Genomic DNA, 23,468 nt, shown 5'->3' with positions numbered 1-23,468 from the left:
TTATTCCTCGGTCAACGCGGAGCCTGCCCGGTCGAGCAGCGGTTTGAACAGATAGTTGAGGAGTGAACGTTCACCGGTGCGCACGAACATTTCTGCCGGCATGCCGGGCTTGATTACCAGACCGTTGAGTTTTTCCATGGCCTGATCGCTGACGCTGCTGCGCAGCACGTAATACGGCGCACCGGTTTTCTCATCGACCATTTGGTCGGCGGAAATCAGGCTGACTTCGCCCGGCACTCGCGGGGTACGGCTCTGGTTGAACGCGGTGAACAGAATGTCCACCGGCAAGTGCGTGCCGACCTTGTCGATCAGGTTGATCGGCAAGTGCCCTTCCACTTCCAGGCTGGTGCCTTGCGGGACAATCTCCAGCAGGTTTTCGCCCTGGCGTACCACCGCGCCTTCGGTATGAACCCCAAGGTTGACCGCAATGCCGTCCGCGGTGGCGACGATTTCGCTGTGTTGCAGGTCGAAGCCGGCGGAAGTCAGCTGCTCTTCCAGGGTCACGCTTTTGAGCTGCGCGTCGGCCAGTTGGCTGCGCACTTCCTTCTGGTACTCCTCGCTGTGCTGTTGCAGCTTCAGTCGGGATTCGAGGATGCCCTGCTCCACCCGGCCGCTTTCACCGGTGTTCTCTGCCAGTTGTTGCTGCACTTGCGACAGCTGACGCTGGTACTCCATCAAGCGGTTGCGCGGGATGTAGCCGTTGTCTGCCAAGGGCTGCAGATTGCTCAATTGTTGTTGCAGGGAACTGGCCTGGGCCGTCAGGTCCGTGCGCGCGCGGCGCATGCCAGCCAGTTGCGCGCTGGCGCCTTCGATGTTCGCGCGCAAAGCGGCTTGCTCACGGGAAAACGCTTCGCGGCGGCTGCTGAACAATTGCCGTTGGCCTTCAAGCACCAGCGCCAGCCGTGGATCGGGGTCGTTGCTCAGTTCGGCGGGGAAATTCACCTGCTTGAGGTTGTCCCGTTCACTCTGCCAGCGCGCCAGGCTGGCCCACGCCATGCGGTATTGCGCTTGCAGCGATTGCACGTCGGCCGCGACCTGGGTCTGGTCGAGGCGGAACAGCGGCTGGCCTTGTTTCACTACTTGGCCTTCACGCACCAGAATCTGGCTGATCACGCCGTTGCTCATCGATTGCACAGCTTTGCGCTTGCCCGAGACCACCACGGTGCCCTGCACCGGGATGCCTTGATCGAGCGGCGCGAGGCTCGCCCAAGTGAAAAAACTGCCGGCGCCGACAATCGCCAGAATCCAGCCCATGCGGGCGAAGAAACGGGCGTCGCGCTCAGGGCGTTCGGCAATGTAGTCGTGTTCCATCGTCGCTTCGCTGTCGTTGTTCATGCGTGTGCTGCTCATACACCCGAATTCCTGGTCGTGGGCTGATACTGCCGGCTCATGCTGAGCCCGCCCGGTGCCTGCGCGGCTTTTTCACGCGGCTGTTCCTGGGGAGCCGACGGGTTGCCGGCAAGTGCCTTGAGCACTTCCTGGCTTGGGCCGAAGGCTTGCAAGCGACCTTCGTTGAGCACCAGCAACTTGTCGGCCTGGGCCAGGGCCGAAGAACGATGGGTGACCAGAATCACGCTGGTGCCCCGGGCCTTCATATGTGCGATGGCGCCGGCCAGCGCCGCTTCGCCGACGGTATCGAGGTTGGAGTTCGGTTCATCCAGTACCACCAGGCTCGGATGGCCGTACAACGCGCGAGCCAGGGCCACGCGTTGCTTCTGGCCACCGGACAAACCGCTGCCGTCTTCGCCGAGCATGGTGTCGTAGCCCTGGGGCATGCGCAGAATCAATTCATGGACGCCAGCCTGTTGCGCGGCTTCGACGACTTTGTGCGGGTCTGCCTCACGGAATCGGGCGATGTTTTCGGCAATGCTGCCGCTGAACAATTCGATGTCCTGGGGCAGATAGCCGATGTAAGGGCCGAGGTCGTCGCGGTTCCAGCGATGAATGTCCGCGCCGTCGAGGCGCACCGTGCCGCCCAGCGTCGGCCAGACGCCGACCAGCACCCGGGCCAGGGTCGACTTACCGGAGCCGGAAGCCCCGAGCACGCCCAGCACTTCGCCAGCGCCGAGGTTGAAATTGACCATGTGCAAGGTCGCTGCCCGCTGCCCCGGCGGGCCGGCGCTGACTTGCTCGAACGTGATCTGGCCTTTCGGTGCCGGCAGCGCCATGGCCTCGTCACTCGGAGGAAAGGCTTGCAGTAAGGCGTCGAGGCGGTGGTAAGCGAGTTTGGCGCCGCTCCACTGTTTCCACACAGCGATCAACTGATCGATGGGGCTCAGCACCCGGCCCATCAAAATGGAGCCGGCGATCATCATCCCGGCGGTCATGTCGCCCTTGATCACCAACAAGGCGCCCAACCCCAGAACCAGGGACTGCAGGCACAGGCGCAGGGTTTTGCTCAGGGAGCTGATGACCGCGCCGGTATCGCTGGCCTGATTCTGCAGACCGAGAAAACGCGAGTGCACCCCAAACCAGCGTTTGCGCAAGGCGCCGAGCATGCCCATGGCTTGAATGGTTTCGGCGTTATGCAGGTGACTGGTGGCCAGTTGGCTGGACTTCTGGGAAAACCCCGCGGCTTCGCCCAAAGGTTTTTTGGTCATGGCCTCGTTGAGGCAGGCCAGCCCGATCAGCAGCACCGCCCCTGCGGTGGCCAATACGCCGAGCCAGACGTTGAACAGGAAAATCACAAACAGATAGACCGGAAACCATGGCGCATCGAAGAAGGCAAACAACGCCGGGCCGGTGACAAACTGGCGAATATGGGTCAAATCGCCCAGGGATTGCCCGGCGTTGCCCTCACCCTTGAACAGGTTGCGTTCGAAAGCAGCCTGATACACCCGCAGGTTGAAACGGCGCTCCAGCTGGCTGCCGATACGGATGACGATGAAACTGCGCACGGTCTCCAGCAACCCGATGAAGGCGAAGAACCCGACCACCATCAGCGACAACATCGCCAATGTGGTTTCGTTTTGCGACGACAGCACCCGGTCATAAACCTGGAGCATATAAATCGACGGGACCAACATCAGAACGTTGATCAATGCGGTAAAGCAGCCGACGCTGATCAAGATGCTCTTATAGTCGCCCAGTGCCTTGAATAACGGTGCGGTGGCCGGGCTCTTCGCCATCTTCATTGGTTTTTCCTGAGGTATTAAGCCTCGCCTCACTTGGCAAGGTTCCAATTAACTGTCCGCACACGGGTCGAGACATTCTTTTGCCGGTTATTGCTGACAGATTAATAACAACTTTTTGTGGACTTTAAAGAGTCCTGGTTATTGATCTGCTGCTTATAACTGCAACAACGGTCTTTATATTCAGTACCTGCCGTCGGTCCGACGCTTTTCGCTTATTGCGCTGCGCGCGTGAGCGTAATAATCAGCCCCGACTTCAAGGTGCTTTTATAAAGCCCCTCATGCTGTCGGCTGAAAAACACAATTCTTGAGCCTTCTTCCCCGGTCACGGCAATGCCGTCCGGCTCCGGGAACCAGCCCATCGCCGATTTGTTCAGCCAGGCACTGAGGCAATCGGCCCCCTCACCCAGGGTCTGGTCCGATTTAAGTTCTATCGTGCAGACATTCGACGGTTTGTCCTGCAGCGCCTGAGACTCGGGCGAGTCTTGCGCGGTATTCAAAATGGCTTGCCATTTGCCGGCGAGCTCCGAAGGGTCGGCTAATTTCAGACTGCTTGCCATGGCTACTTCTCCAAGAAACATCATCAGCGTCGCTAACAGCCACGCGGTTGTTTTGCAGGTAAAAGCGTTCTGGGTCATAGGGCGTTTTACTCTGGATCGGGGCAGAGAGCGACGCGTAAAGCGCCGCCCTCCTTTATGCCTTGAGTCAGGCCACGATGTCCGAGAACGCCGCCTGGCCAACGGTGCTGACCAGGAAATCAGCCACGCCGTGCCCGGAGAAGTCTACCGACAACAGGCTGTTGCCGCCCGAAGTGGTCAACACTGCATCGCCTGCCGCACCGGTGAACGAGTTCACGAAATGCAGGCCCGCGCCTTTGGTGATGCCGGTCAGGTCGATCTTGTCCAGGCCGCTGACAAAATCGAGGATCTGGTCGACCGCGCCTGGCTTGGAGTCGCTGCTGGCCGCGAATACAAAGGTGTCCGAACCCGAGCCGCCCCACAGTTTGTCTGCACCGCCCGCGCCGAAGAGGATGTCGTTGCCGGCACCGCCCTTCAGTTCGTTGGACACACTGTTACCGATCAACAGGTCGCTACCCGAGCCGCCAATCGCGTTCTCGATCGTGACGCCTTTGGCGATGGACACGTTGCCCACCAGGCCGCCAACGTCGGAGAACGAGGCTTCATTGAGGTTGATCTTCTGGTTCTGGGTAAAGCCGGAGAAATCCAGGGTGTCCTTGCCGCCCGCATCCCACACCGAGAACACGACTTTGTCCGACGAGGAAGACGCGCTCAAGAAGTCGCGACCGGCGTTGGAGTTGAAGCCGTAGGTGGTGTCACCGGTACGGGTGGTGGTGTTGGCACCGTAGAGTTTCTGGATGGCCGCGATATCGTCCATCAGCGGGCCGGAAGAATACGCTTCCACACCGCCCTTGCTGAAGTTTTGATCGGTATTGCTTTCACTCCAGTAACTCATGACGCTATAACCGCGGGTGTCTTGCCCGTAAGTCGCGTCATTGTAGGTCGGCGCACCTTCACCGGCGTTGTAATCGCCAGGGTGGGCCAGCCCCAGGGTATGACCGATTTCGTGGGTCAGGGTCTGACGGCCGTAGTTGTTCAGGTCCGGCGTCTTGTTCGGCGTATAGCTGCTGTTGGTCAGGTACCACGAAGTACCGTCATAACCGGCGCCCGTGCCAGGCAGATAAGCGAATGCCGCTGCGCCATCCTGACCACCGCTGTAGTTGCCGAAGGTCATGTGACCGTCACCGCCGGAGGACTTCTCGGTGAAGGTGACGTTGGCCACGTCGGCCCAGGATTGCATGGCGAGCACGGCCTGGGCTTTCTGTTGCGTATTGAACTGGCTGAACCCGGTAATGCCGTGCTTGTTCATGGTGCTCGACGAGGCCGAGGTCAGGAACGTGTAGGTAAGTTCGATTTTGCCACTGCCGTCCTTGTCCTGATAGGCAGCGCCGTCACGCAGCAGCTGGGTAGCGGCCTGGTCGACGGAGAAGGAGGGTTTGCCATTGACCGTGAGATTGCCACCCCGATCATACTGATGGCTGAAACTATCGACCTGGTTGTAGGCAGAACTGGCGGCAGCCAATGGTGCAAAGGCCTGTTCGGCAAGATCAATAGCGTTGTCTTTTACTTTCGACATAAACACACTTCCTTGTTTAGCAATGGAACAGTTTTTGTCCGATACGACAATCTCTGGCGAGATCGTCCTATCACTCGCCCAATGAAGGCGTATGAAAACTGACACAATTCGAAATCAAACGTCTACATTTTTTTTGACGTCAAATTGAACTGTTTCGCAGAACTCCAGCAAACATTGCTTGTGCTGTCGAAAGATTGTTTTTAGTGCAGGGCTTCAGCCGGATTGTTCGACAATTTCGTATTTAAATATTAAATATTGGTAAGTTGTTTTTTGTTGATTGGCTCTCTTTTTTTGGACTTCTTAGTATCAGTGCCAGTGTATTGACATCAACTAAATTAAACGTCCAGTTAGTTGCCGAGGTGGACGACGACAGAGCTCCGACGACCCCGTTAATCCCGGCACCGCCCTCAGACCATGCTCGTGATTGCGGCCTGCTAGACTGATTACGCTCTGGCTTGCCAGGCCACCGCATCCGAACGGCCAAAGTCCCTGTCTCCTGATCTGGAGGTATCCCATGAGCAACAGCACCGAACTCACTACTTTTACCGGCTGGGCCGCAACATCGGCAGGCGCGCCGCTGGAGCGCTATAGCTACGACCCCGGTCCATTGGGCGCCGAGGAGGTGGAAGTCGCCGTGGAGTATTGCGGCGTCTGCCACTCCGACCAATCGATGATTGATAACGAATGGGGCCTGAGCCACTACCCGTTTATCCCTGGCCACGAAGTAGTCGGCAGTATCGTGCGAGTGGGCGCACAGGTACGCGGTCTCGAAGTGGGGCAACGGGTGGGCATCGGTTGGTACAAGGGCAGTTGCATGCATTGCTCCTCGTGTATCGAAGGCTCCCACCAGCTATGCAGCACAGTCCAACCCACCATCGTCGGCAGCAACGGCGGCTTCGCCGATCGCCTGCGTTCGCACTGGGCCTGGGCGCTTGCGATACCGGACGGACTTGACCCGGCCATGGCCGGACCGCTGTTCTGCGCAGGCTCGACGGTGTTCAACCCGCTCGTGGAATTCGACGTCAAGCCCACTGACCGGGTCGGTGTCGTGGGAATCGGCGGCCTCGGTCATCTGGCACTACGCTTCCTCAACGCATGGGGTTGCGAAGTCACGGCCTTTACCTCGTCGCTGAACAAGCAGGACGAAGCCAAGCGCCTGGGGGCACACAACGTGCTCGCCTCTACCGACAGTAACGCGCTGAAATCCATTGCCGGCACCCTGGATTTTCTCCTGGTCACCGCCAACGCCGACCTCGACTGGTCGGCCATGCTCGGCACGCTGCGCGGCAAGGGTCGCCTGCACTTTGTCGGTGTCGTGCCTGGCGCTATTCCAGTGCACGTATTCAACCTGCTGCCCCAACAAAAGAGTGTGTCTGCCTCGCCGGTTGGCTCGCCCAGTAACACGGCAACCATGCTGGAGTTCTGCGCCCGGCATCAGATCTTGCCGCAGGTCGAACACTTTCCCATGAGCCGGATCAACGACGCCATTGATCACCTACGCAGTGGCAAGGCGCGTTACCGCGTCGTGCTGGACGCCAGCAAATGACAGACTGGCGCGTCGGGTAATACCGCACGCGCCTTTTTGCCATCGCTACGTAAGGCGATCCTGGAAGCAAGCGATGTTGACCTGGTCACTTCTGGGTGCCCCAGTTGCCCCCGGACACCTGTTCGTTTCCAAAAGAGGTACCAACCCTATGAAGGACACGACTGCTGCGCAGCCGAACGCAGCCTTCGGCAGCTGCTACGGGTCCGCGCACGCCACGGCTTTTGTAGCAGCTGGCGCAGCCTGCGTTCGGCTGCGCAGCAGTCGTAAATAATCACAGCCAACACGCATCCCACAGCGGATAATCATGAACACGTATCACCAGTCCCGCCCGAACAGGATTGGCAACGACATATCGGGCAAGACCTTTCACGTCCTCCTCTTTCCGAACCGCTCAATCGTGATAGCCCTTCTGCCACAAACGTCCGCTTCGCCCTAGCGCCTGATTAACGGCTAGACTGCTTCGGGATTTGATTCGGCACATCAGCTCGGCCAGTGTTTTATCCCGAAGTTCTACCAAACAGTGCATATGATCTGGCATCACCACCCACGTCAAAAACTCTGCCCAATGCTCCTCCTGAGCCTGATGTAATTGTTGGGCAACCAGCCTACCTAAGCGCCAATCGGTAAAAATTGGCTGCCGATCGTGAACCACAGCTGTTAACAAGTAGATGCGCCCAGGCTCCGAGTACCGCCCAATGCGTAGATGACCAGCTTTCGAACAGACAGGCATTCCATTGCCTCCTACTTACTGAAAGAGGCATGGAATCTAACCCATTGCAGTCAAACCAACCGTCGCCATTGGCCACAAAAGATGACCAATCAGCTACCGGTCCTGATCTTGTTCCACACCCGCGTCCGCACCCGGTCAATGTTCAACGGCATCGCCTCAAGGGCAAACAATTTGCCCATCATTTCCGGGCTCGGATACACCTTGGCGTCGTTCTTGATCGCCGGATCGATCAGGTGGTCGGCCTGTTCGTTGCCGTTGGCGTAGTGCACGTAGTTGCTGATGCCGGCCATGACGTCGGGACGCAGCAGGTAGTTCATGAACGCGTAACCGGCTTTCTCGTCCGGGGCGTCGGCGGGCATGGCGACCATGTCGAACCAGATGGCCGCGCCTTCCTTGGGAATCGAATAGCCGATGTCCACGCCGTTCCCGGCTTCCTTGGCGCGGTTTTCCGCCTGGAGAATGTCGCCAGAGAAGCCGACGGCCACGCAGATATCGCCGTTGGCCAGGTCGCTGGTGTATTTGGATGAGTGGAAATAGCTGACATAGGGCCGGACTTTCATCAGCAGCGCTTCGGCCTTTTTATAGTCTTCGGGGTTCTTGCTGTGATGCGGCAGCCCCAGGTAATTCAACGCCGCCGGCAATAGTTCGGGCCCGTTGTCGAGGATCGCCACGCCGCACTTTTGCAGTTTTGCCATGTTCTCGGGCTTGAAGATCAGGTCCCAGGAATCCACCGGCGCGTTGTCGCCCAGCACAGCCTTGACCTTGGCCACGTTGTAGCCGATGCCGGTGCTGCCCCATAAATACGGGAAGCCATGCTCGTTGCCCGGGTCGTTGGCTTGTAACGTTTTGAGCAACACCGGGTTGAGGTTTTTCCAGTTCGGCAGCTGGCTCTTGTCGAGTTTCTTCAGGGCCCCGCCCTCAATCTGTCGGGCCATGAAGTGGTTGGACGGGAATACCACGTCATACCCGGATGTGCCGGTCATCAATTTGCCATCAAGGGTTTCGTTGCTGTCGAAGACGTCGTAACTGAAGGCGATACCGGTTTCTTTCTGGAAGTTTTTTGTGGTGTCCGGGGCGATGTAGTCCGACCAGTTATAGATTTTCACGGTCTCGGCGGCCTGACTGAGGGTCGCGACGAGCGCAAATGGAGCAAGCGTCAGTGTCTTTCGGATCATGGGTCGATTCCTGTATGGGTTGTTTTCTTTTTATTGGAGAACTGGCAGGCAATCAGAGATCAAAAAATCAAAACGTAGGTCTTGCGCACGGTTTCCTGGATGTCCCAGATGCCGAGGCTGTTGGCTGGCAACATCAGTGCATCGCCGTTCAGCGCATGAAACCTTCCATGAACCCCGCGACCCGGCCGGCCAGTTTGCGACGCCAGGGCGCGGTGGACGGATTGGCCAGGGTCTGGTCTTCGTGAACGAAGCTGCGGATGATTGCGTTGTAGCCCAGCCAGCGGCAGGGCTCCGGCTCCCAGGCCTTGAGCGCGTCGAGACCGCCCTCCGCAATCACCCACGGCTGGCGCACCAACTCGGTATCGCGCCGAAGAATCAGATCGGCCAGCGTCCGCCCGCCGAGGTTGCTGGCACCCACGCCTTCCCCGCCATAACCGCCCGACAAGGCGATGCCGCTGGCCTGATCGCAGAGCATGTGCGGCTTGAAGCGCCGGGACATCCCCAGGTTTCCGCCCCAGGCGTGGGTGATTCGCACGTTCTTGAGCTGCGGGAAGAGTTCACCGAACAGGTAGCGTCGTAACTGCACTTCGCTGGCGCTCAGCTCGAAGTCATGGCGCAACTTACCAGCAAACTGATAGCCGCCACGGGCGCCAAATACCAGACGGTTGTCGGCCGTGCGCTGGCCGTAGGTGACCTGGCGGCTGCTTTCGCTGAACGCCTGACCATGGCTGAGGCCGATGTCGTCCCAGGTCGCGGCGGACAGCGGTTCGGTCGCCACCAGTAAACTCTGCACGGGCAATTGATAACGACCCAGCGGCGGCAACGTGACCGCGTAACCTTCTACCGCCGGCACGATCCAGCGGTTGCGAACCTGCGCGCGGGCGGTACGCAAACTGCCCGACTGCCATTGGGTGACCGGGCTGTTTTCATAAATTTTGACCCCCATGCACTCCACCGTCCGTGCCAGACCTCGCACCAACTTTGCCGGGTGAATGGTCGCCACGTGCGGTGCATAGATACCGCCATAAGGTTTGGCAATTCTGATCTGTTGCGCCAATTGCTCGGTGTTGAGCCAGCGGTAGTCGGCCTCGGTCAGCCCTTGGCGGTAGAGCGCGTCCAGATAATCGCGCAGGCTGGCTTCCTGCTCCGGGTAACGCGCCGCACAGTAAAGCGCCCCGCCCTTGCGGTAATCGCAGTCAATGCCTTCTCGTTCGAGGACGATCTCTACTTCATCAGGGATGCTGTGCAACAGATCGAAAGAGGCGCGACGTTGTTCCGCCGGTAGTCCGGCGATCAAGCGGTCTTCACCCAGCAGATTGCCCATCAACCAGCCGCCGTTACGGCCCGACGCACCAAACCCCGCGGTTTGGGCTTCGACGATGGCGATGTTCAGTCCCGGCGCCAGGCGTTTGAGGTAGTACGCCGTCCAGAGCCCGGTGTACCCGGCGCCAATGATGGCCACGTCGACGTCCAGGTCCTGTTCCAGCGCCGGGCGCGCCAGCATCGGCTCGTCGAGTTGATCCATCCACAAACTGATCGTTCGCCACGCTGCCATGCAAGACTCCGCCACTCAATACTTCGATGGCGTCGATCCTAGTGCGTGGGCTCAGGGGCCGTCTTGCGCGCGTGCACGCAAAGAAATTTGTTTGACGTAAGCCTTGGGCGACAGACCGGTGTGCTGGCGGAAACAGCTGTAAAACGCCGACAGCGAATTGAAGCCTGCGGCAAAGGCCAGCTCATCGATACGCAGTGGTGGAGTGGCACTGTCCAGTGCCGCGAGCAAATGCTGCAACCGCGCCTGATTGACGTAACGGTAGAAACTTCGGCCGAGCACCTGGTTCAACAGGTAGGAAATCTGATTGCGGCTGTATCCGCACTCCTTCGCCACCCGTTGCAGGTCGAGTTCGGGATCCAGGTACGGCTGCTGCCCCTGGAAATACTGCTGCAAGTCTTCGGCCATGAAGCTCAGCTGTCGCGGTGACAGCCCGAGCCGACTGACCGCCGGGCGCAGGTTGCGGGCGGCTTTGCCGGATGTTTGTTCATGTACAAGGGTGGCGTATTCATTGACCCGCCAGATCAGCCCGTCACGCACAGTGATCGCCTCGCTGGTCCGAAACGACACCAGCCCTTCACCGCCGCGAAGGGTGATGCGGTATTGAATGAACGCCGTGTTGCCATCCAGTCGAATACGGTCCGAGTGCTCCAGCGCCTCATCCGGATCCCGGGGCATGCTGTCGCGCACGTAGTCGCGCAACGCGTCCAGCCCCATCACGCGGTTCTGGAAAAAGTCGTTGTACTGAATGTCCGGGTGATAAAGCGCCATCACACCATCCAGATCGCGGTGCTTCCAGCGCAGGTGGTAACGCATGACCGTGTCGCCCGTGGCCTGGGTTTGCGACGGACCATCATCATCGGCGTGCATAGAGGACTCGACGAGAAAAAATCGAGCTTGCCGAAGTTCTGTCCGGGCTTCAATGACCAATGGGATGCCCGGCAATGCCGGCCCTTGGCCGAGATGCCCGTATCTCATGACCTGCATCAAAAAAAACTGAACCAATCGCTGAACGGTCTGAAAAAATCCACATGATTTTCACATCCGGGTGCTACTTTTAAAGACAGTCACCGGTTGAGCCATTGAAGGCTCTTCCCTCCTAACATGAGCTAAAGGAAGCGCTCGATGAAGAAGGTGGGCAACACATGAATCAAGGTTCATTCAGCAAGGTCACTTTTCCAAATGCCTGCCAGCTGATGCGCTGGCATTTTCATCCCATGGGTTTCGAAGCGACCATGGATGCACCGGGCAGCATGGTTGCTCGTCTATTCGACCGAGCCAGCGGCGAAACCATGATCGCCATTGCCGGCATTCCTTGTGCAACGGTCATGAACGCTGCCGATGTAGAGCGGATTATCGAAGCGGTCGAGGATGAGCTGGAAGCGTTCATTCCTCCGCAGACGCTCAGGAGTTATGCCTGACAGCCAACACCCGACAAAAAGCCCGCTTATCGATTTAGCGGGCTTTTTGTAGCAGCTGCCGAGCCCGATCGGCTTGTAGCAGCTGTCGAGCCTGCGAGGCTGCGTTCGGCGGCGAAGCCGTCGTAAAATCAGAACTCACGGTGTATCAGGCAGACTATGTCAACCGGATTCACGACGGCTTCGCCGCCGAACGCTGCCTCGCGCTGCTCGACAGCTGCTACAAGGAGTGCGTCGCCGCAACTTGCATCAGCGCCTGGCCCAGATCGGCGCGTAGGTCTTCGACATCCTCCACCCCCACAGACAAACGCACCAGCGCATCGCTGATACCTAGCTGTGCGCGCGTTTCTGCGGGAATGGTGGCGTGAGTCATGATCGCCGGGTGCTCGATCAGGCTTTCCACCCCGCCCAGGCTCTCGGCCAAGGCAAAGATCCGCACACTCTCGAGAAAACGCCTGGCGCCCGTCAGGTCGCTGTTCAGTTCGACGGAAATCATCCCGCCGAACCCGCGCATCTGCCGCCGCGCCAATTCGTGCTGCGGGTGCGATGCCAGGCCCGGATAATACACGCGTGCCACTTGCGGCTGACGTTCCAGCCATTGCGCCAACTCCAGCGCGTTACTGCAATGACGTTCCATGCGCAGCGCCAGGGTCTTCACCCCGCGCAAGGTGAGGAATGCGTCGAACGGCCCGGCGATCGCCCCCACTGCGTTCTGCAGAAAGCCCAGGCGCTCGGCCAGTTCTGCATTCTGCCCGACCACTGCGATGCCGCCGATCACGTCGGAGTGGCCGTTCAGGTATTTGGTGGTCGAGTGCAACACGATGTCGAAGCCCAGCTCCAGCGGCCGCTGGATCCACGGGCTGGCGAAGGTGTTGTCCGCCACGCAGATGATGCCGCGCTCGCGACAGATCCGTGCGACAGCGGTGAGATCAGTGAGGCTGAGCAAAGGATTGCTCGGCGTCTCGACCCAGACCATTCGCGTGTCGTCCTGCAGCGCCGCTTCGAAGGTCGTCAGATCAGTCATATCGACAAAGCTGAAGCGATGCCCGGCGCTGCGCCGGCGTACCCGTTCGAACAGGCGGAAAGTCCCGCCGTACAAGTCATTGCCAGAGACGATGTGCGCGCCAGCGTCGAGCAGTTCGAGCACCGTGGCGATCGCCGCCAGGCCGGAGGCAAAGGCGAACGCCTGGGTACCGCCCTCAAGGTCCGCCACGCAACGCTCCAGCGCAAAGCGCGTCGGGTTGTGCGAACGCCCGTAATCGAAGCCCTTGTGCACACCGGGGCTCTGCTGCGCATAGGTGGAGTTGGCGTAAATCGGCGGCATCAGCGCCCCGGTGGTCGGGTCCGGTGTTTGTCCGGCATGGATCACACGGGTGGCAAAGCCCCGTGGCGCGGTGCTTTCATCGTGCTGACTCATGCCAGTGATCTCCGCAAGTGATTGAGCATGTCGACGCGGGTAATCAGGCCATGGAAGCCCGAGGTATCGGCGATGATCGCCACCAGCCCACGGTCGAGCACCGCCTCCAGTTCAGCAAGACTGGCGCCGGGAGGCAGGGTTTCGAGTTTGTCGGTCATCGCGCTGGTCACGGTCATGCGAAAATGCGTGGCGTCTTCATGCACGCCAAACAGAATATCGGACTCGTCGATGACCCCGACCAGCCGCTGTCCATCCACCAGCACCGGCAGTTGCGACACATCCGCCAGGCGCATGCGCTGGAAGGCGGTGAGCAAGGTGTCGTCCGGGCCGACGCTGACCACCCGGCCATCCTCGAAACGCCGCGCAATCAGGTCACGTAAATCGCCGTAGCGTTTGCGCGCAAGCAAGCCCTGATCGTTCATCCACTGGTCGTTATAGATCTTCGACAGATAACGGGTGCCGGTGTCGCAAACGAAACTGACCACCCGCTTCGGCTGGGTTTGTTCGCGGCAGTAACGCAGCGCCGCCGCCAGCAAGGTGCCAGTCGAAGAGCCGCCGAGAATGCCTTCGGCGCGCAGCAGTTGGCGGGCATGATCGAAGCTTTCCTCGTCGCTGATCGAATAGGCCTTGCGCACGCTGGAAAGGTCGGCAATCGACGGAATGAAGTCCTCGCCGATGCCCTCCACCGCCCAGGAGCCGGGCGTACCGAGGGTGCCGCTGCGGCTGTATTCGGCCATCACCGAGCCGACCGGATCGGCCAGCACCATTTCCAGATTCGGTTGTACGCGCTGAAAGAAACGAGTCAGCCCGGTCAGCGTGCCAGCCGAACCGACACCGACCACGATGGCATCCACATCATGCTGAGTCTGCGCCCAGATCTCCGGCGCGGTGCTGCACTCGTGGGCCAGAGGATTGGCCGGGTTGTTGAACTGATCGGCGAAGAAGGCGTCGGGAATGTCCTTGGCCAGCCGCGCAGCGACGTCCTGGTAATAATCCGGATGCCCCTTGCCGACGTCGGAGCGGGTGATGTGCACTTCGGCGCCCATCGCCTTGAGGTGCAGGACCTTCTCGGTGGACATTTTGTCCGGCACCACCAACACCACCCGGTAACCCTTGGCGCGGCCAACCAGTGCCAGCCCCAGACCGGTGTTGCCGGCGGTGGCCTCGACAATAGTGCCGCCGGGGCGCAGGCGGCCATCGCGCTCGGCGGCGTCGATCATCGCCAAGCCGATGCGATCTTTGATCGAACCGCCGGGGTTCTGCGATTCGAGTTTGAGAAACAGAGTGCATGGGCCGGTATCGAAGCGGCTGATACGCACCAGCGGCGTATTGCCGATCAGTTCGAGCACGGCGGGACGGGAGTTGTTCGGCATGTCGTCACCTCGCTACGGGTATCCGCACTGGATGGACAGCGACCTGAAGCCAGTCGAGCGCCTCGTCGCAGTCAAAGCCTCGCTTGGACCATAGGCCGGGATCGCGCCCCTCGCAACTTTTGTGGCGAGCGAGCTCCCTCGCCACAGGTTTTTTGACTCAAGACTCTCTTGAGGTTCAGGCCTGTACTTTTCCCTGACGGTGATCGGCAAAAAACGCCTTGCCCTTGCCGATCCGGTCGGAGGCCTTGGGCATATTCGCCGCCTGGGTATCCTGGCCATCGACATACCAGTAGCAATGGCTCACCGCCCGGGTGATGCCCACGTAGGCCAGACGCAGGATCTCGTCTTTCTGTGCGCTGTCGTAGGGCTCGCTGTCGCCGGCCTTGCCTAGCCCGGCCATGCGATAGACCTGGTTCTTGTAAGGCGAACTGGTCAGATGCTGGCAATCTCCCAGCAGGAATACCGCATCAGCTTGCAGGCCCTTGGCGCTGTGATAAGTCAGTTGCTTGAGCCGCCGCGCGTCGTACGGCAAGCTAGAATCCACATTAACTACAGACTGAATATGCTCTTCTATCAATGACTTATCGCTACTTTTTCGATAAAGCATCAAGATTGAATCGCCTTTTCTGTAGTGCTCGATCAGGCGCTGGGCCATACCCTGGTCATCCCGTTCGAGAACGTTCACCGGCAGCAACGCCTTGGGTTCTCCGCTGGCCTTGGCCTTCTTGCCGGCGATTGCCGGTGCGGCGCGGACGATGTGCTCCGCCGCGTCGATGATGTGCTGATGGCTGCGGTAATTGTCGCTGAGCATCACCTTGGTCGTGCTCGGTGACGGGAACTCCTTGTTGAACTCCATGAAATAGCTCGGCGAACTGCCACGCCAGCCGTAGATCGATTGCCAGTCGTCCCCCACACACAGCAATGACGAACGTCGCGCCCCTCGCCCTACGTGCATGGCCGGGCCACGACTGCGGATCTCGGCCAGGCTGGCGCGAATCCAGGAAACGATCTGCGGCGACACGTCCTGGAACTCATCGATCATCAAGTGCGACATCGGCCTGAGCAGTTCATCGCCGAGCAACTTGAGATTCTCCGGTGAATGCTCGCTGAACAGGGCAAACATCCGGTTGTAGGTCATCACGGGTGGCGATTGATCCAGCAGATGATCTTCCAGCGCTCGCCAGAACAGGCTCAAGGCCTCGAAGAAGAATCGGTCCGGATCATCCTTGGCGAAACTCATCTGGCCCACGGCATTGGGCACATCCAGGCCGAGGTTTTCGATAAACCCGGCTGCCGCGACAAAACAGTCCAGCAACGGCGCGGAAGCAAGCTCGCCCTTGACCTTGTAATCGAAGCCCGGCCCGGCGCTGGCATCACCGGCAAGCGACGCCAAAACACGTTTTGAAGATTCGTAGCTATCCAGCCATATCAATGGCTTACGACAGAAAGCTTGAAACAGGGTGCGCTTTACAGCCCATTCCGCACGTACCGTCAGCTTGGCATTCGGGCGGCTGACCTGCGAATTTTCCCGAGGATCGAAACCCAGCACCACCCAGGCATCCAGCGCCGGAATGTAACCGTGGCAATGGAAGGTCGAACCGTTGATGTCGAAGGTCTGACGATTCGGCTCGATGCCCTCGATCGGCCAGGCGCCGGCGCGAAACCACAGGTCCTCGATGGTGTCGCACAGATCTTCATCGCGCTTGGCCGCCAGTTCAGTCACCGCCATGCGCTTTTGCACGTCCGGGTGATCGCGTTCCAGCTCCTTGAGCTGTAAGGCGTGACGAGACAACGGCTTGATCAATTCGCGGAAACGCTCATCGCGGGTATGCAGGCTGTGATAGCAGGCGTTGAGCTGCTGGCGCTGGGCATCGTTGATTCGCAGGTCGAAGGGGTTGCTGTCGACCTCCTCATCGGTGCCCTGCACGCGAAAGCTGAGGTTTTCGAAGGCTTGCAGCCGTTCGAAACCCGGCAGGCTGCGCACCATTGGCAGGATCCGCGAATGAAAAGTGCGCACCAGGTCCCGCGCTTCTTTGAAGCTGAGTGCCCGGCCCCACACGGCAAACAGTTCGATCAGCTTATTGATGAAGTCCTTGCGCGACTCGCGAGTGAAGGTCACCACGGTCATCGAACTCAGCTCAAACCCCAGGTAATGGCTGAGCAGCAAGATTCGCAACACCAGGGTGGTCGACTTGCCCGCACCCGCGCCGGCGATCACCGAAGTCGACGGTGTGTCACTGAAGATCATTTTCCATTGGGCAGCGCTCGGCTGGGCATGCGCAGGCAACAGTCGCGCCACGTCGGCCTTCATGCGCTTCTTCAGCTCGGCGCTCAATGGCAGACGCCAATCGTCGAACAGGTTGTCATCGACGTTGGGCGGTCGATGCTCGGTCGAGCGCGAGTCACGGATCAGCAGCACTTGCCGGCCTTCTTCCAGGCCCTCGAGCTTGCCTTCCTTATAGCCGTATTCCACGCCAGCGCTGTGACCGCTGCGAAAACCGTCGGCTTGCCCGTGCAGCCAGGACGCACGGTGTTGCGCGCGCAGGCGGGTCAGGCCGTGGCCAAAGAACCGGGCGGCCAGACGTTTGAGCAAAGGCATCTCGGCCAGGGGACGAAGTTCGGGCGGAAGATCAGGTGTGTGTTGCGGCACGCAGGCGGACTCCAGTGTGTGAGGCTGTCGAGGGCTATGGTGTCTGCATTTGCCGTTGAGTTCTAGTGAAATGCTTACAGGTCATTGGCTTATGCGATGAAGTGAAGGCTGGATGAGAAAAATTCGAGATTATTCGATATCAAATAATTCGATGGTATTGAGGCATTTTTTACGCTTTTTATCGATGAGTGCCTGATGGATGATACTGACCATCAACCACCGGTTCTCGTTTGTGGCTCAGACGTTCTGCCCCATGACGAACCTTTTTCAGGAGACGATCATGCTTGAACTCAGACCTTTCAACTCCCTGGGCGGCGCGCACCATGGCTGGCTGGATGCCCATCACCACTTTTCGTTCGCTGAGTACTACGACCCCAAACGCATGAACTGGGGCAACCTGCGGGTGTGGAACGATGATGTGATCGCCCCCGGCACCGGGTTCCCGCAACACCCGCACCGGGACATGGAAATCATCACCTATGTTCGTGAAGGCGCGATTACCCACCAGGACAACCTGGGCAACAAGGGCCGTACCGAAGCCGGTGATGTGCAGGTCATGAGCGCCGGCACCGGGATCGCCCACAGTGAATACAACCTGGAAGCGACCGAGACCCGGATCTTTCAGATCTGGATCATCCCCAACGAAACCGGTCTGGCACCGTCGTGGGGCGCCAAGCCCTTCCCCAAAGGCCAGCGCGAAGGCTTCGTGACCCTGGCCAGCGGCAAGGCCGGCGACGATCAAAGCCTGCGGATTCGCGCCGATGCGCGTCTGGTGGCGGCCAACCTGAAAGCCGGGGAAACGGCTGAATATCGTCTGGACAGTGGCCGTCGCGCTTATCTGGTGCCAGCGACAGGAGCGATTGAAGTCAATGGCTTGCGCGCACAAGCTCGAGACGGGGTAGCGATTGCCGATGAGCAAGTGTTGCGGGTGACTGCGATCGAGGACAGCGAAATCGTCTTGGTAGATGTGGCTTGAGGCGGTAAATGCGCGGCAAAAAAAAGGGGCGACCGTTGATGGTCGCCCCTTTTTTTGGCTGTTTGTCCCGTCCTGAATAAGGTTTACACCTGCTTCAGGACTAGACAATTTCATTTGTGGCGAGGGAGTTTGCTCCCGCTCGGCTGCGAAGCAGTCGTAATCCAGCCGGCACGGTGTACCTGTTACACCTCGCCAACCAATTTGGGCCGCTTCGCGCCCCAGCGGGAGCAAGCTCCCTCGCCACAGGACTTTCAATCACTTCGCAGAAATTGCGCCATCTACCAGTGTCTGAGCCTCGGCCACCAGTTGTTTCAGGTGGTCGTCACTGACAAAGCTTTCTGCGTAAATCTTGTAGATGTCCTCGGTGCCCGATGGCCGCGCCGCGAACCAGCCGTTCTCGGTCATGACTTTCAGACCGCCGATGGCCTGGTCGTTGCCCGGTGCATGGCTGAGGATGCTCTGGATCGCTTCGCCCGCCAGTTGAGTCGAGGTGACCTGCTCCGGCGACAATTTGCTCAGCAGTGCCTTCTGTTCAGGGTTGGCCTTGGCGTCAACGCGCACCGAGAACGGCTCACCCAGTTCATCGGTCAACGCGCGATAGGCCTGGCTTGGGTCACGGCCCGTGCGAGCGGTCATTTCAGCGGCCAGCAGCGCCGGAATCAAACCGTCCTTGTCGGTACTCCAGACACCGCCGTCCTTGCGCAGGAACGACGCACCGGCACTTTCTTCACCGCCAAAACCCAGGGAGCCGTCGAACAGACCATCGGCAAACCATTTGAAACCGACCGGCACTTCGTACAGACGACGGCCCAGACGTTTGGCGACGCGATCGATCAAGCCGCTGCTGACCACGGTCTTACCCACGGCTGCATCGGCGCGCCACAGTGGACGGTTCTGGAACAGGTAGTCGATCGACACTGCGAGGTAGTTGTTCGGCGCCAGCAAACCACCGGACGGGGTCACGATGCCATGACGGTCGTGGTCCGGGTCGCAGGCAAACGCCACGTCGAAACGCTCTTTCAGGCCGATCAGGCCTTGCATGGCATAGCTGGACGATGGGTCCATGCGGATCTGCCCGTCCCAGTCGACGGTCATGAAACGGAACGTTGCATCAACCTGTTTATTCACCACTTCCAGGTCCAGGCGGTAGTGCTCGGCAATCGCCGACCAGTAGCGCACCCCTGCTCCGCCCAGCGGATCGACACCCAGACGCAGCTTCGCATCGCGGATGGCGTCGAAGTCGATCACGTTGATCAGGTCAGCGACATAGGTGTTGAGGTAATCGTGACGATGGGTAGTGCTGGCCTTCAGGGCCTGCTCGTAGCTGATGCGTTTGACGCCGGCGAGCTTGGCTGCCAGCAACTCGTTGGCCTTGGCTTCGATCCACTTGGTGATGTGGGTATCGGCCGGGCCGCCGTTGGTTGGGTTGTACTTGTAGCCACCGCTCTGCGGCGGGTTGTGGGACGGCGTGATGACAATGCCGTCCGCCAGGCCTGAAGTGCGCCCGCGGTTGTAGCAAAGAATCGCATGGGAAATAGCCGGCGTCGGCGTGTACTCGTCGCCTTCGGCGATCATCACCGTCACACCGTTCGCTGCCAGCACTTCCAGGGCGCTGGCACCGGCCGGCGTGGACAGCGCGTGGGTGTCGATCCCGACGAACAGCGGGCCATCGATGCCCTGGGCCTCGCGGTACAGGCAGATCGCCTGGCTGATGGCCAGGACGTGCCATTCGTTGAAACTCAAGTCGAACGAGCTACCTCGGTGTCCGGACGTGCCGAAGGCGACGCGCTGGGTAGAAATGGCTGCATCGGGCTGGCCGGTGTAATAGGCCGTTACCAGTCGCGGGATGTCGACCAACAGTTCTGCCGGTGCCGGTTTGCCCGCAAAAGGACTGAGTGTCATGCAAAACCTCTGAGAGAGAGTGGTTCGGGATAGGAACGCAGTTTACTGACAGTTTGGCCGTTGCGCGACGTTATCGAATGTCAGGTTCCGAGGAGCTCTGGCGCCTCGGCTCAATCGATCGATTCCAGACGCAAGGCATCCCCCAGCAGCCCCAGTGCAGCGACGAGCTCGTGGTCGCCACCGAACGTATGACTCAGGCGCAAGTGCTGCGTGTGCAGGCCCTGCAGACTGAACAACTCCCCCGGTGCGATGACCACTTGCTGCTTGAGCAGTCTCTGGAACACTCGATGAACATTGACCTGGCGCAACGAGCGAATCCACACCGTCGCCCCGCCCTGGGGCTCGACGAAATGCAGCGATTCCGGCAGACGCTCCTGGAGCAGTTGGGTCATCAGCACCATGCGTTCCTTGAGCAGTCGACGCAACACCAGCAGGTGTTGATCGATGCGTCCGTTGCTGTACAGCCGCGCGATGGCTTTCTGACGAATCAGCGACAAACGGAATGCCCGCAGCAGAAAGTGCCGTTGCAGTTCGGCACGCAGTTGTCGCGAAAGCAGGTAACCAAAGGGTGCCTCCGAGCCGATGATTTTCTCGAAAGTGGAAAACACGATCAGCCGATCAGGGTCCACCAGGTCGCGAAACCGCAAGCCGCTCGGCTCGAATTCGAGCTCCCCGTAACAATCGTTTTCCAACACCCAACAGCCATGCCGTCCCAGCAGTTGCGCAGTGGACTGCCGGTTGTCGTCAGGCGCCACGCTCCCGCGCGGCATGTTCAGTCCCGATGAAAGCATCATCAGTCGCACCCGCCCGGTCTCGAGCAGCTCTCTCAGCTGTTCGAGATCCAGGCCACCACAGGCTTGCAGCGGCAGCTCGACAACCTGCACGTCGGCGTCCTGGAACAAGCGCAGAATCACCCAGTCGCACGGCGACTCGACCACCACCACCGAATCTTTGAGCTCAAGAACGGCGATCAATATTTCAAGTACGCCGCGCATATCTGCGCCGATATAGACATCATCGGCATGCCAGCAGCGTGTCGGTGAAGTGGTGTAGCGTGCCGCAAGGGCCGTGCGCAGTTCCAGCTCGCCGCAGGGTTGTGAAGACGGTTGCGGCTGGCGCGGATACTGGCGCAACAATTCTCTCTCCAGCAACAACAACGGGCTGTCCAGGGGTTGTAACAACGCCGGTTCATCGGCGCTCAACACCAGCATGCCGGGGCGCCTGGCGTTGACATAGACCGTTTCGAGCAGGTCTTTGCCGCTGCCGGGCAGGCCGACAGAGGACACCGGCAGAGCGTAATAGCCTGACTTGGCAACCGAATAGATGCGTCCTTCCTTCTCCAGCAGCGAGTAGGCGTATTGAATGGTCGAGATCGACACACTCAAACGATCCGCCAACTGCCGCAATGAGGGCAGGCGCACTCGCACGTCACTGCCCGGCTCATTGATCAGATTGTTCAGGTAGCGGTACACCGCCTGGTACGCGAAATCGGAATCTCGTGATCCTTTCATGGGTGATGACCGAACACGCTACGAACGTCATGACGCACTCTCGACGAATCCGCCAAACCAGGAACGCTCACTGGCCCATCGACCATTCGCCAGTCACTGCTGTTTCATTCTCGGGGTCCATGCCTTCGACTTGCACGCCCGCGTCACCGCTTTCCGTGCCTGGCACCCTACCCTCGTCCCGAACCACTGGCCCCATGCGATAAAGCGTACCGATCAGGCTGACCGACAACCCGCTGACATCAACCATCCACTGCAGAACCTGCTCGGGTGCCGGACCGCCCTGCATCGCCCGGTGCAATTCCGGCAGCGCCACCAGCATGCCGGGATGGCATTGACGGAGAAAATGCTCCAGGGCCGCGCCGTTATCGACAAAAGGGGCGAACAGCAGGCACACCAGTTGGGCTTCACTCAAACCGAGATTTTTTTGTGCCTCGGCTGTCGCCAATCCGCGCTGATCGGCCATGGTCAGCGGATTGCCAAAGGTCTCCACTGCCTGCTCGCAAAAACGCTCGGGCAATTGTTTACGGCGCATCATCTCCAACGCGCGCTGCAGGTATTCGCTGACCCCCTCTTCGTAGCTGCGACCGTGTACAAAGCGCGCTTGCAAGCCGCGAAGGTGTGCGGATATCGACAGGCTGACATAGTCGTTATCACTGAGTTGAGCCGTCAGTTCGTCAGGTTGAAACCCGAGGAAGTCAGTGAGCAGCGGCCAGCGCTCTTCCAGATTGCTGACCAGCATGTCGTGAATGTCGATGAAGGTCGTGCGACGGCAGGCCTCAAAGTGCTCGGCAGGACGCCACGCAGCCTGAGCAGAGTCGGGATAAAACTCGCGATAGCAGTCGCTGCCCAGTTCATCGAGCCGCGCAAACAATCCCTCGTAGCCCGTTTCATGGCGGCTCGTCGGCGCAAGCCCGGCCTTGGCTGCGGCACGGTTCAAACCCTCGATAAACTGCGCCTGCCGACGGGGTGAATCGCTGCTGACCATGACATCGACGCCGTTGTCCCAGCGGGCAATTTGTCCTAAAAAATCACCTGTGGCCAGGTACCCGTCGTCCCACAACTCAAGCGGCCCGTTCCAGGCGCGACGGTGCCCGACCATCAGCAAGTTAACCCGATTCGACTCGAGGCCGGCGTCGGAGATTGGCGCCAAGTGATTGAACGGCAGGACCTCACGATTATCGACCATCAACATTTCGACCCTAGGATCGTCGTAGAGAAACAATGCACTGCTGCTGCGATGGATGTTTTCCAGCGCTGTCGCAGCCGTACCATTCAAGCGCAAAGTGGCCACTCGCAGCTGAAACGTCGCCGGTGCCCGCCCGGCGATACTCAGTTGAGCGGCGCGCAGCAGCGCCAGTGTGTAGCAGCTGTCACGGGACCCGGACTGGATCGCCAACACCTTGTAATCGCCGATACGCTCCATACCTCCAGCCGACACCACCAGGCGCTGAATCATCAGTTGCAATGCCGTGCGCTCGGCGCGAGAGAAAAAGCTCAGCAAGCGCTGCAGTACTTGTTGATAAACATAATTCATTGCCTGTTCATGGGTATGGGTCATCATTGTTTACCTGTTACTCATAAGTTCGACGCCACGCAAACAATTACATGCACTGCGCGACGGATTGCCTGTCATGAATGGGGGGCCGGGGTTGTTATCAAATGCTAGCACTTAAGCATTTTGTAATTATTTGAAATGGTTGCATGTCTCGAGAACCCCAAGCAGGGCACTACCGCCGCAACGCCCGGCAGGACGGGTGCTTTTCGGCCCCGAGCGATTTCCTAGGAAATTTCCGACAACATCCCACAGACGTGTAATACAAGAAATAAAGAAAGAAGTTGCCAATAAATGTATGACCGCCGAATGGTGTCGAATTATTTGTTGAGCATGTATTGCCAATGCGCGCTGAAAAGTTTCAACCTGATACCCAGCCAT

16 protein-coding genes and 2 pseudogenes are annotated in these 23,468 nt (G+C 59.4%); 3 read left to right on the top strand and 15 right to left on the bottom strand.

Annotated elements, in window-relative coordinates:
- From PSH69_RS14930 to PSH69_RS14915, 4 genes are all read right to left on the bottom strand, one after another.
- Entirely contained in the window at positions 1–1,350 is a 1,350-nt protein-coding gene (locus PSH69_RS14930; protein ID WP_019649882.1) for an HlyD family type I secretion periplasmic adaptor subunit, read from the bottom strand.
- Positions 1,347–3,134, bottom strand: coding sequence for a type I secretion system permease/ATPase (locus PSH69_RS14925; protein WP_305412739.1), 1,788 nt, complete (start codon positions 3,132–3,134; stop codon positions 1,347–1,349). Before PSH69_RS14925 ends, PSH69_RS14930 begins: the two co-directional genes overlap by 4 nt.
- Positions 3,135–3,346: 212 nt before the next feature.
- Entirely contained in the window at positions 3,347–3,769 is a 423-nt protein-coding gene (locus PSH69_RS14920; protein WP_019649884.1) for an AprI/Inh family metalloprotease inhibitor, read from the bottom strand.
- 67 nt (positions 3,770–3,836) lie between these two features.
- On the bottom strand, positions 3,837–5,285 hold the full coding sequence (locus PSH69_RS14915) for a serralysin family metalloprotease (protein ID WP_305412738.1): 1,449 nt from the start codon (positions 5,283–5,285) through the stop codon (positions 3,837–3,839).
- A 514-nt stretch (positions 5,286–5,799) separates the two neighbouring features.
- On the opposite strand from PSH69_RS14915, the gene PSH69_RS14910 reads away from it, so the two are divergent.
- Positions 5,800–6,831, top strand: coding sequence for an NAD(P)-dependent alcohol dehydrogenase (locus PSH69_RS14910; RefSeq protein WP_305412737.1), 1,032 nt, complete (start codon positions 5,800–5,802; stop codon positions 6,829–6,831).
- Positions 6,832–7,102: 271 nt separating this feature from the next.
- On the opposite strand, the pseudogene PSH69_RS14905 reads toward PSH69_RS14910, so the two are convergent.
- The 5 genes and pseudogenes from PSH69_RS14905 to PSH69_RS14885 all read right to left on the bottom strand — a co-directional run bounded on the left by PSH69_RS14905 (position 7,103) and on the right by PSH69_RS14885 (position 11,158).
- Positions 7,103–7,561 (bottom strand): annotated as a pseudogene (locus tag PSH69_RS14905) (transposase).
- 89 nt (positions 7,562–7,650) lie between these two features.
- On the bottom strand, positions 7,651–8,736 hold the full coding sequence (locus tag PSH69_RS14900; RefSeq protein WP_305412736.1) for a polyamine ABC transporter substrate-binding protein: 1,086 nt from the start codon (positions 8,734–8,736) through the stop codon (positions 7,651–7,653).
- Positions 8,737–8,795: 59 nt separating this feature from the next.
- Positions 8,796–8,882: pseudogene (locus PSH69_RS14895) on the bottom strand (cupin domain-containing protein); the annotation flags it as partial.
- Between the two features lie 2 nt (positions 8,883–8,884).
- The gene (locus tag PSH69_RS14890; RefSeq protein WP_305412735.1) at positions 8,885–10,291 is read right to left on the bottom strand and encodes an FAD-binding oxidoreductase; all 1,407 of its coding nucleotides are present in this window, start codon (positions 10,289–10,291) and stop codon (positions 8,885–8,887) included.
- 51 nt (positions 10,292–10,342) lie between these two features.
- Complete coding sequence (locus tag PSH69_RS14885; protein ID WP_305412734.1) at positions 10,343–11,158, bottom strand: AraC family transcriptional regulator; 816 nt, start codon at positions 11,156–11,158, stop codon at positions 10,343–10,345.
- A 275-nt stretch (positions 11,159–11,433) separates the two neighbouring features.
- Between PSH69_RS14885 and PSH69_RS14880 the strand changes: the two genes are divergently transcribed.
- The gene (locus PSH69_RS14880) at positions 11,434–11,709 is read left to right on the top strand and encodes a DUF1652 domain-containing protein (RefSeq protein ID WP_018926009.1); all 276 of its coding nucleotides are present in this window, start codon (positions 11,434–11,436) and stop codon (positions 11,707–11,709) included.
- Between the two features lie 217 nt (positions 11,710–11,926).
- Here PSH69_RS14880 and PSH69_RS14875 read toward each other — a convergent pair whose 3' ends face one another.
- From PSH69_RS14875 to PSH69_RS14865, 3 genes are all read right to left on the bottom strand, one after another.
- Entirely contained in the window at positions 11,927–13,123 is a 1,197-nt protein-coding gene (locus PSH69_RS14875; protein ID WP_305412733.1) for a cystathionine gamma-synthase, read from the bottom strand.
- A complete protein-coding gene (locus PSH69_RS14870) occupies positions 13,120–14,496 on the bottom strand; it encodes a cystathionine beta-synthase (protein ID WP_305412731.1) in 1,377 nt (458 codons plus the stop codon). Before PSH69_RS14870 ends, PSH69_RS14875 begins: the two co-directional genes overlap by 4 nt.
- A 175-nt stretch (positions 14,497–14,671) precedes the next feature.
- On the bottom strand, positions 14,672–17,146 hold the full coding sequence (locus PSH69_RS14865; protein ID WP_305412730.1) for a UvrD-helicase domain-containing protein: 2,475 nt from the start codon (positions 17,144–17,146) through the stop codon (positions 14,672–14,674).
- A gap of 280 nt (positions 17,147–17,426) precedes the next feature.
- Between PSH69_RS14865 and PSH69_RS14860 the strand changes: the two genes are divergently transcribed.
- On the top strand, positions 17,427–18,122 hold the full coding sequence (locus PSH69_RS14860) for a pirin family protein (RefSeq protein WP_026345906.1): 696 nt from the start codon (positions 17,427–17,429) through the stop codon (positions 18,120–18,122).
- Between the two features lie 255 nt (positions 18,123–18,377).
- On the opposite strand, the gene pgm is transcribed toward PSH69_RS14860, so the two are convergent.
- The 3 genes from pgm to PSH69_RS14845 all read right to left on the bottom strand — a co-directional run bounded on the left by pgm (position 18,378) and on the right by PSH69_RS14845 (position 23,093).
- Entirely contained in the window at positions 18,378–20,024 is a 1,647-nt protein-coding gene (pgm, locus tag PSH69_RS14855) for a phosphoglucomutase (alpha-D-glucose-1,6-bisphosphate-dependent) (protein ID WP_305412729.1), read from the bottom strand.
- A gap of 110 nt (positions 20,025–20,134) precedes the next feature.
- Positions 20,135–21,535 (bottom strand): PLP-dependent aminotransferase family protein, encoded by a 1,401-nt coding sequence (locus PSH69_RS14850; protein ID WP_305412725.1) that lies wholly within the window; start codon positions 21,533–21,535, stop codon positions 20,135–20,137.
- Between the two features lie 67 nt (positions 21,536–21,602).
- Positions 21,603–23,093: a hypothetical protein gene (locus tag PSH69_RS14845; RefSeq protein ID WP_305412724.1), complete on the bottom strand. Its 1,491-nt coding sequence runs from the start codon at positions 23,091–23,093 to the stop codon at positions 21,603–21,605.
- Between the last annotated feature and the right edge of the window lie 375 nt (positions 23,094–23,468).

The sequence above is a fragment of the Pseudomonas sp. FP1740 genome (assembly GCF_030687165.1).
Lineage (GTDB): Bacteria > Pseudomonadota > Gammaproteobacteria > Pseudomonadales > Pseudomonadaceae > Aquipseudomonas.
This window is presented reverse-complemented; position numbering and strand designations above follow the sequence as displayed.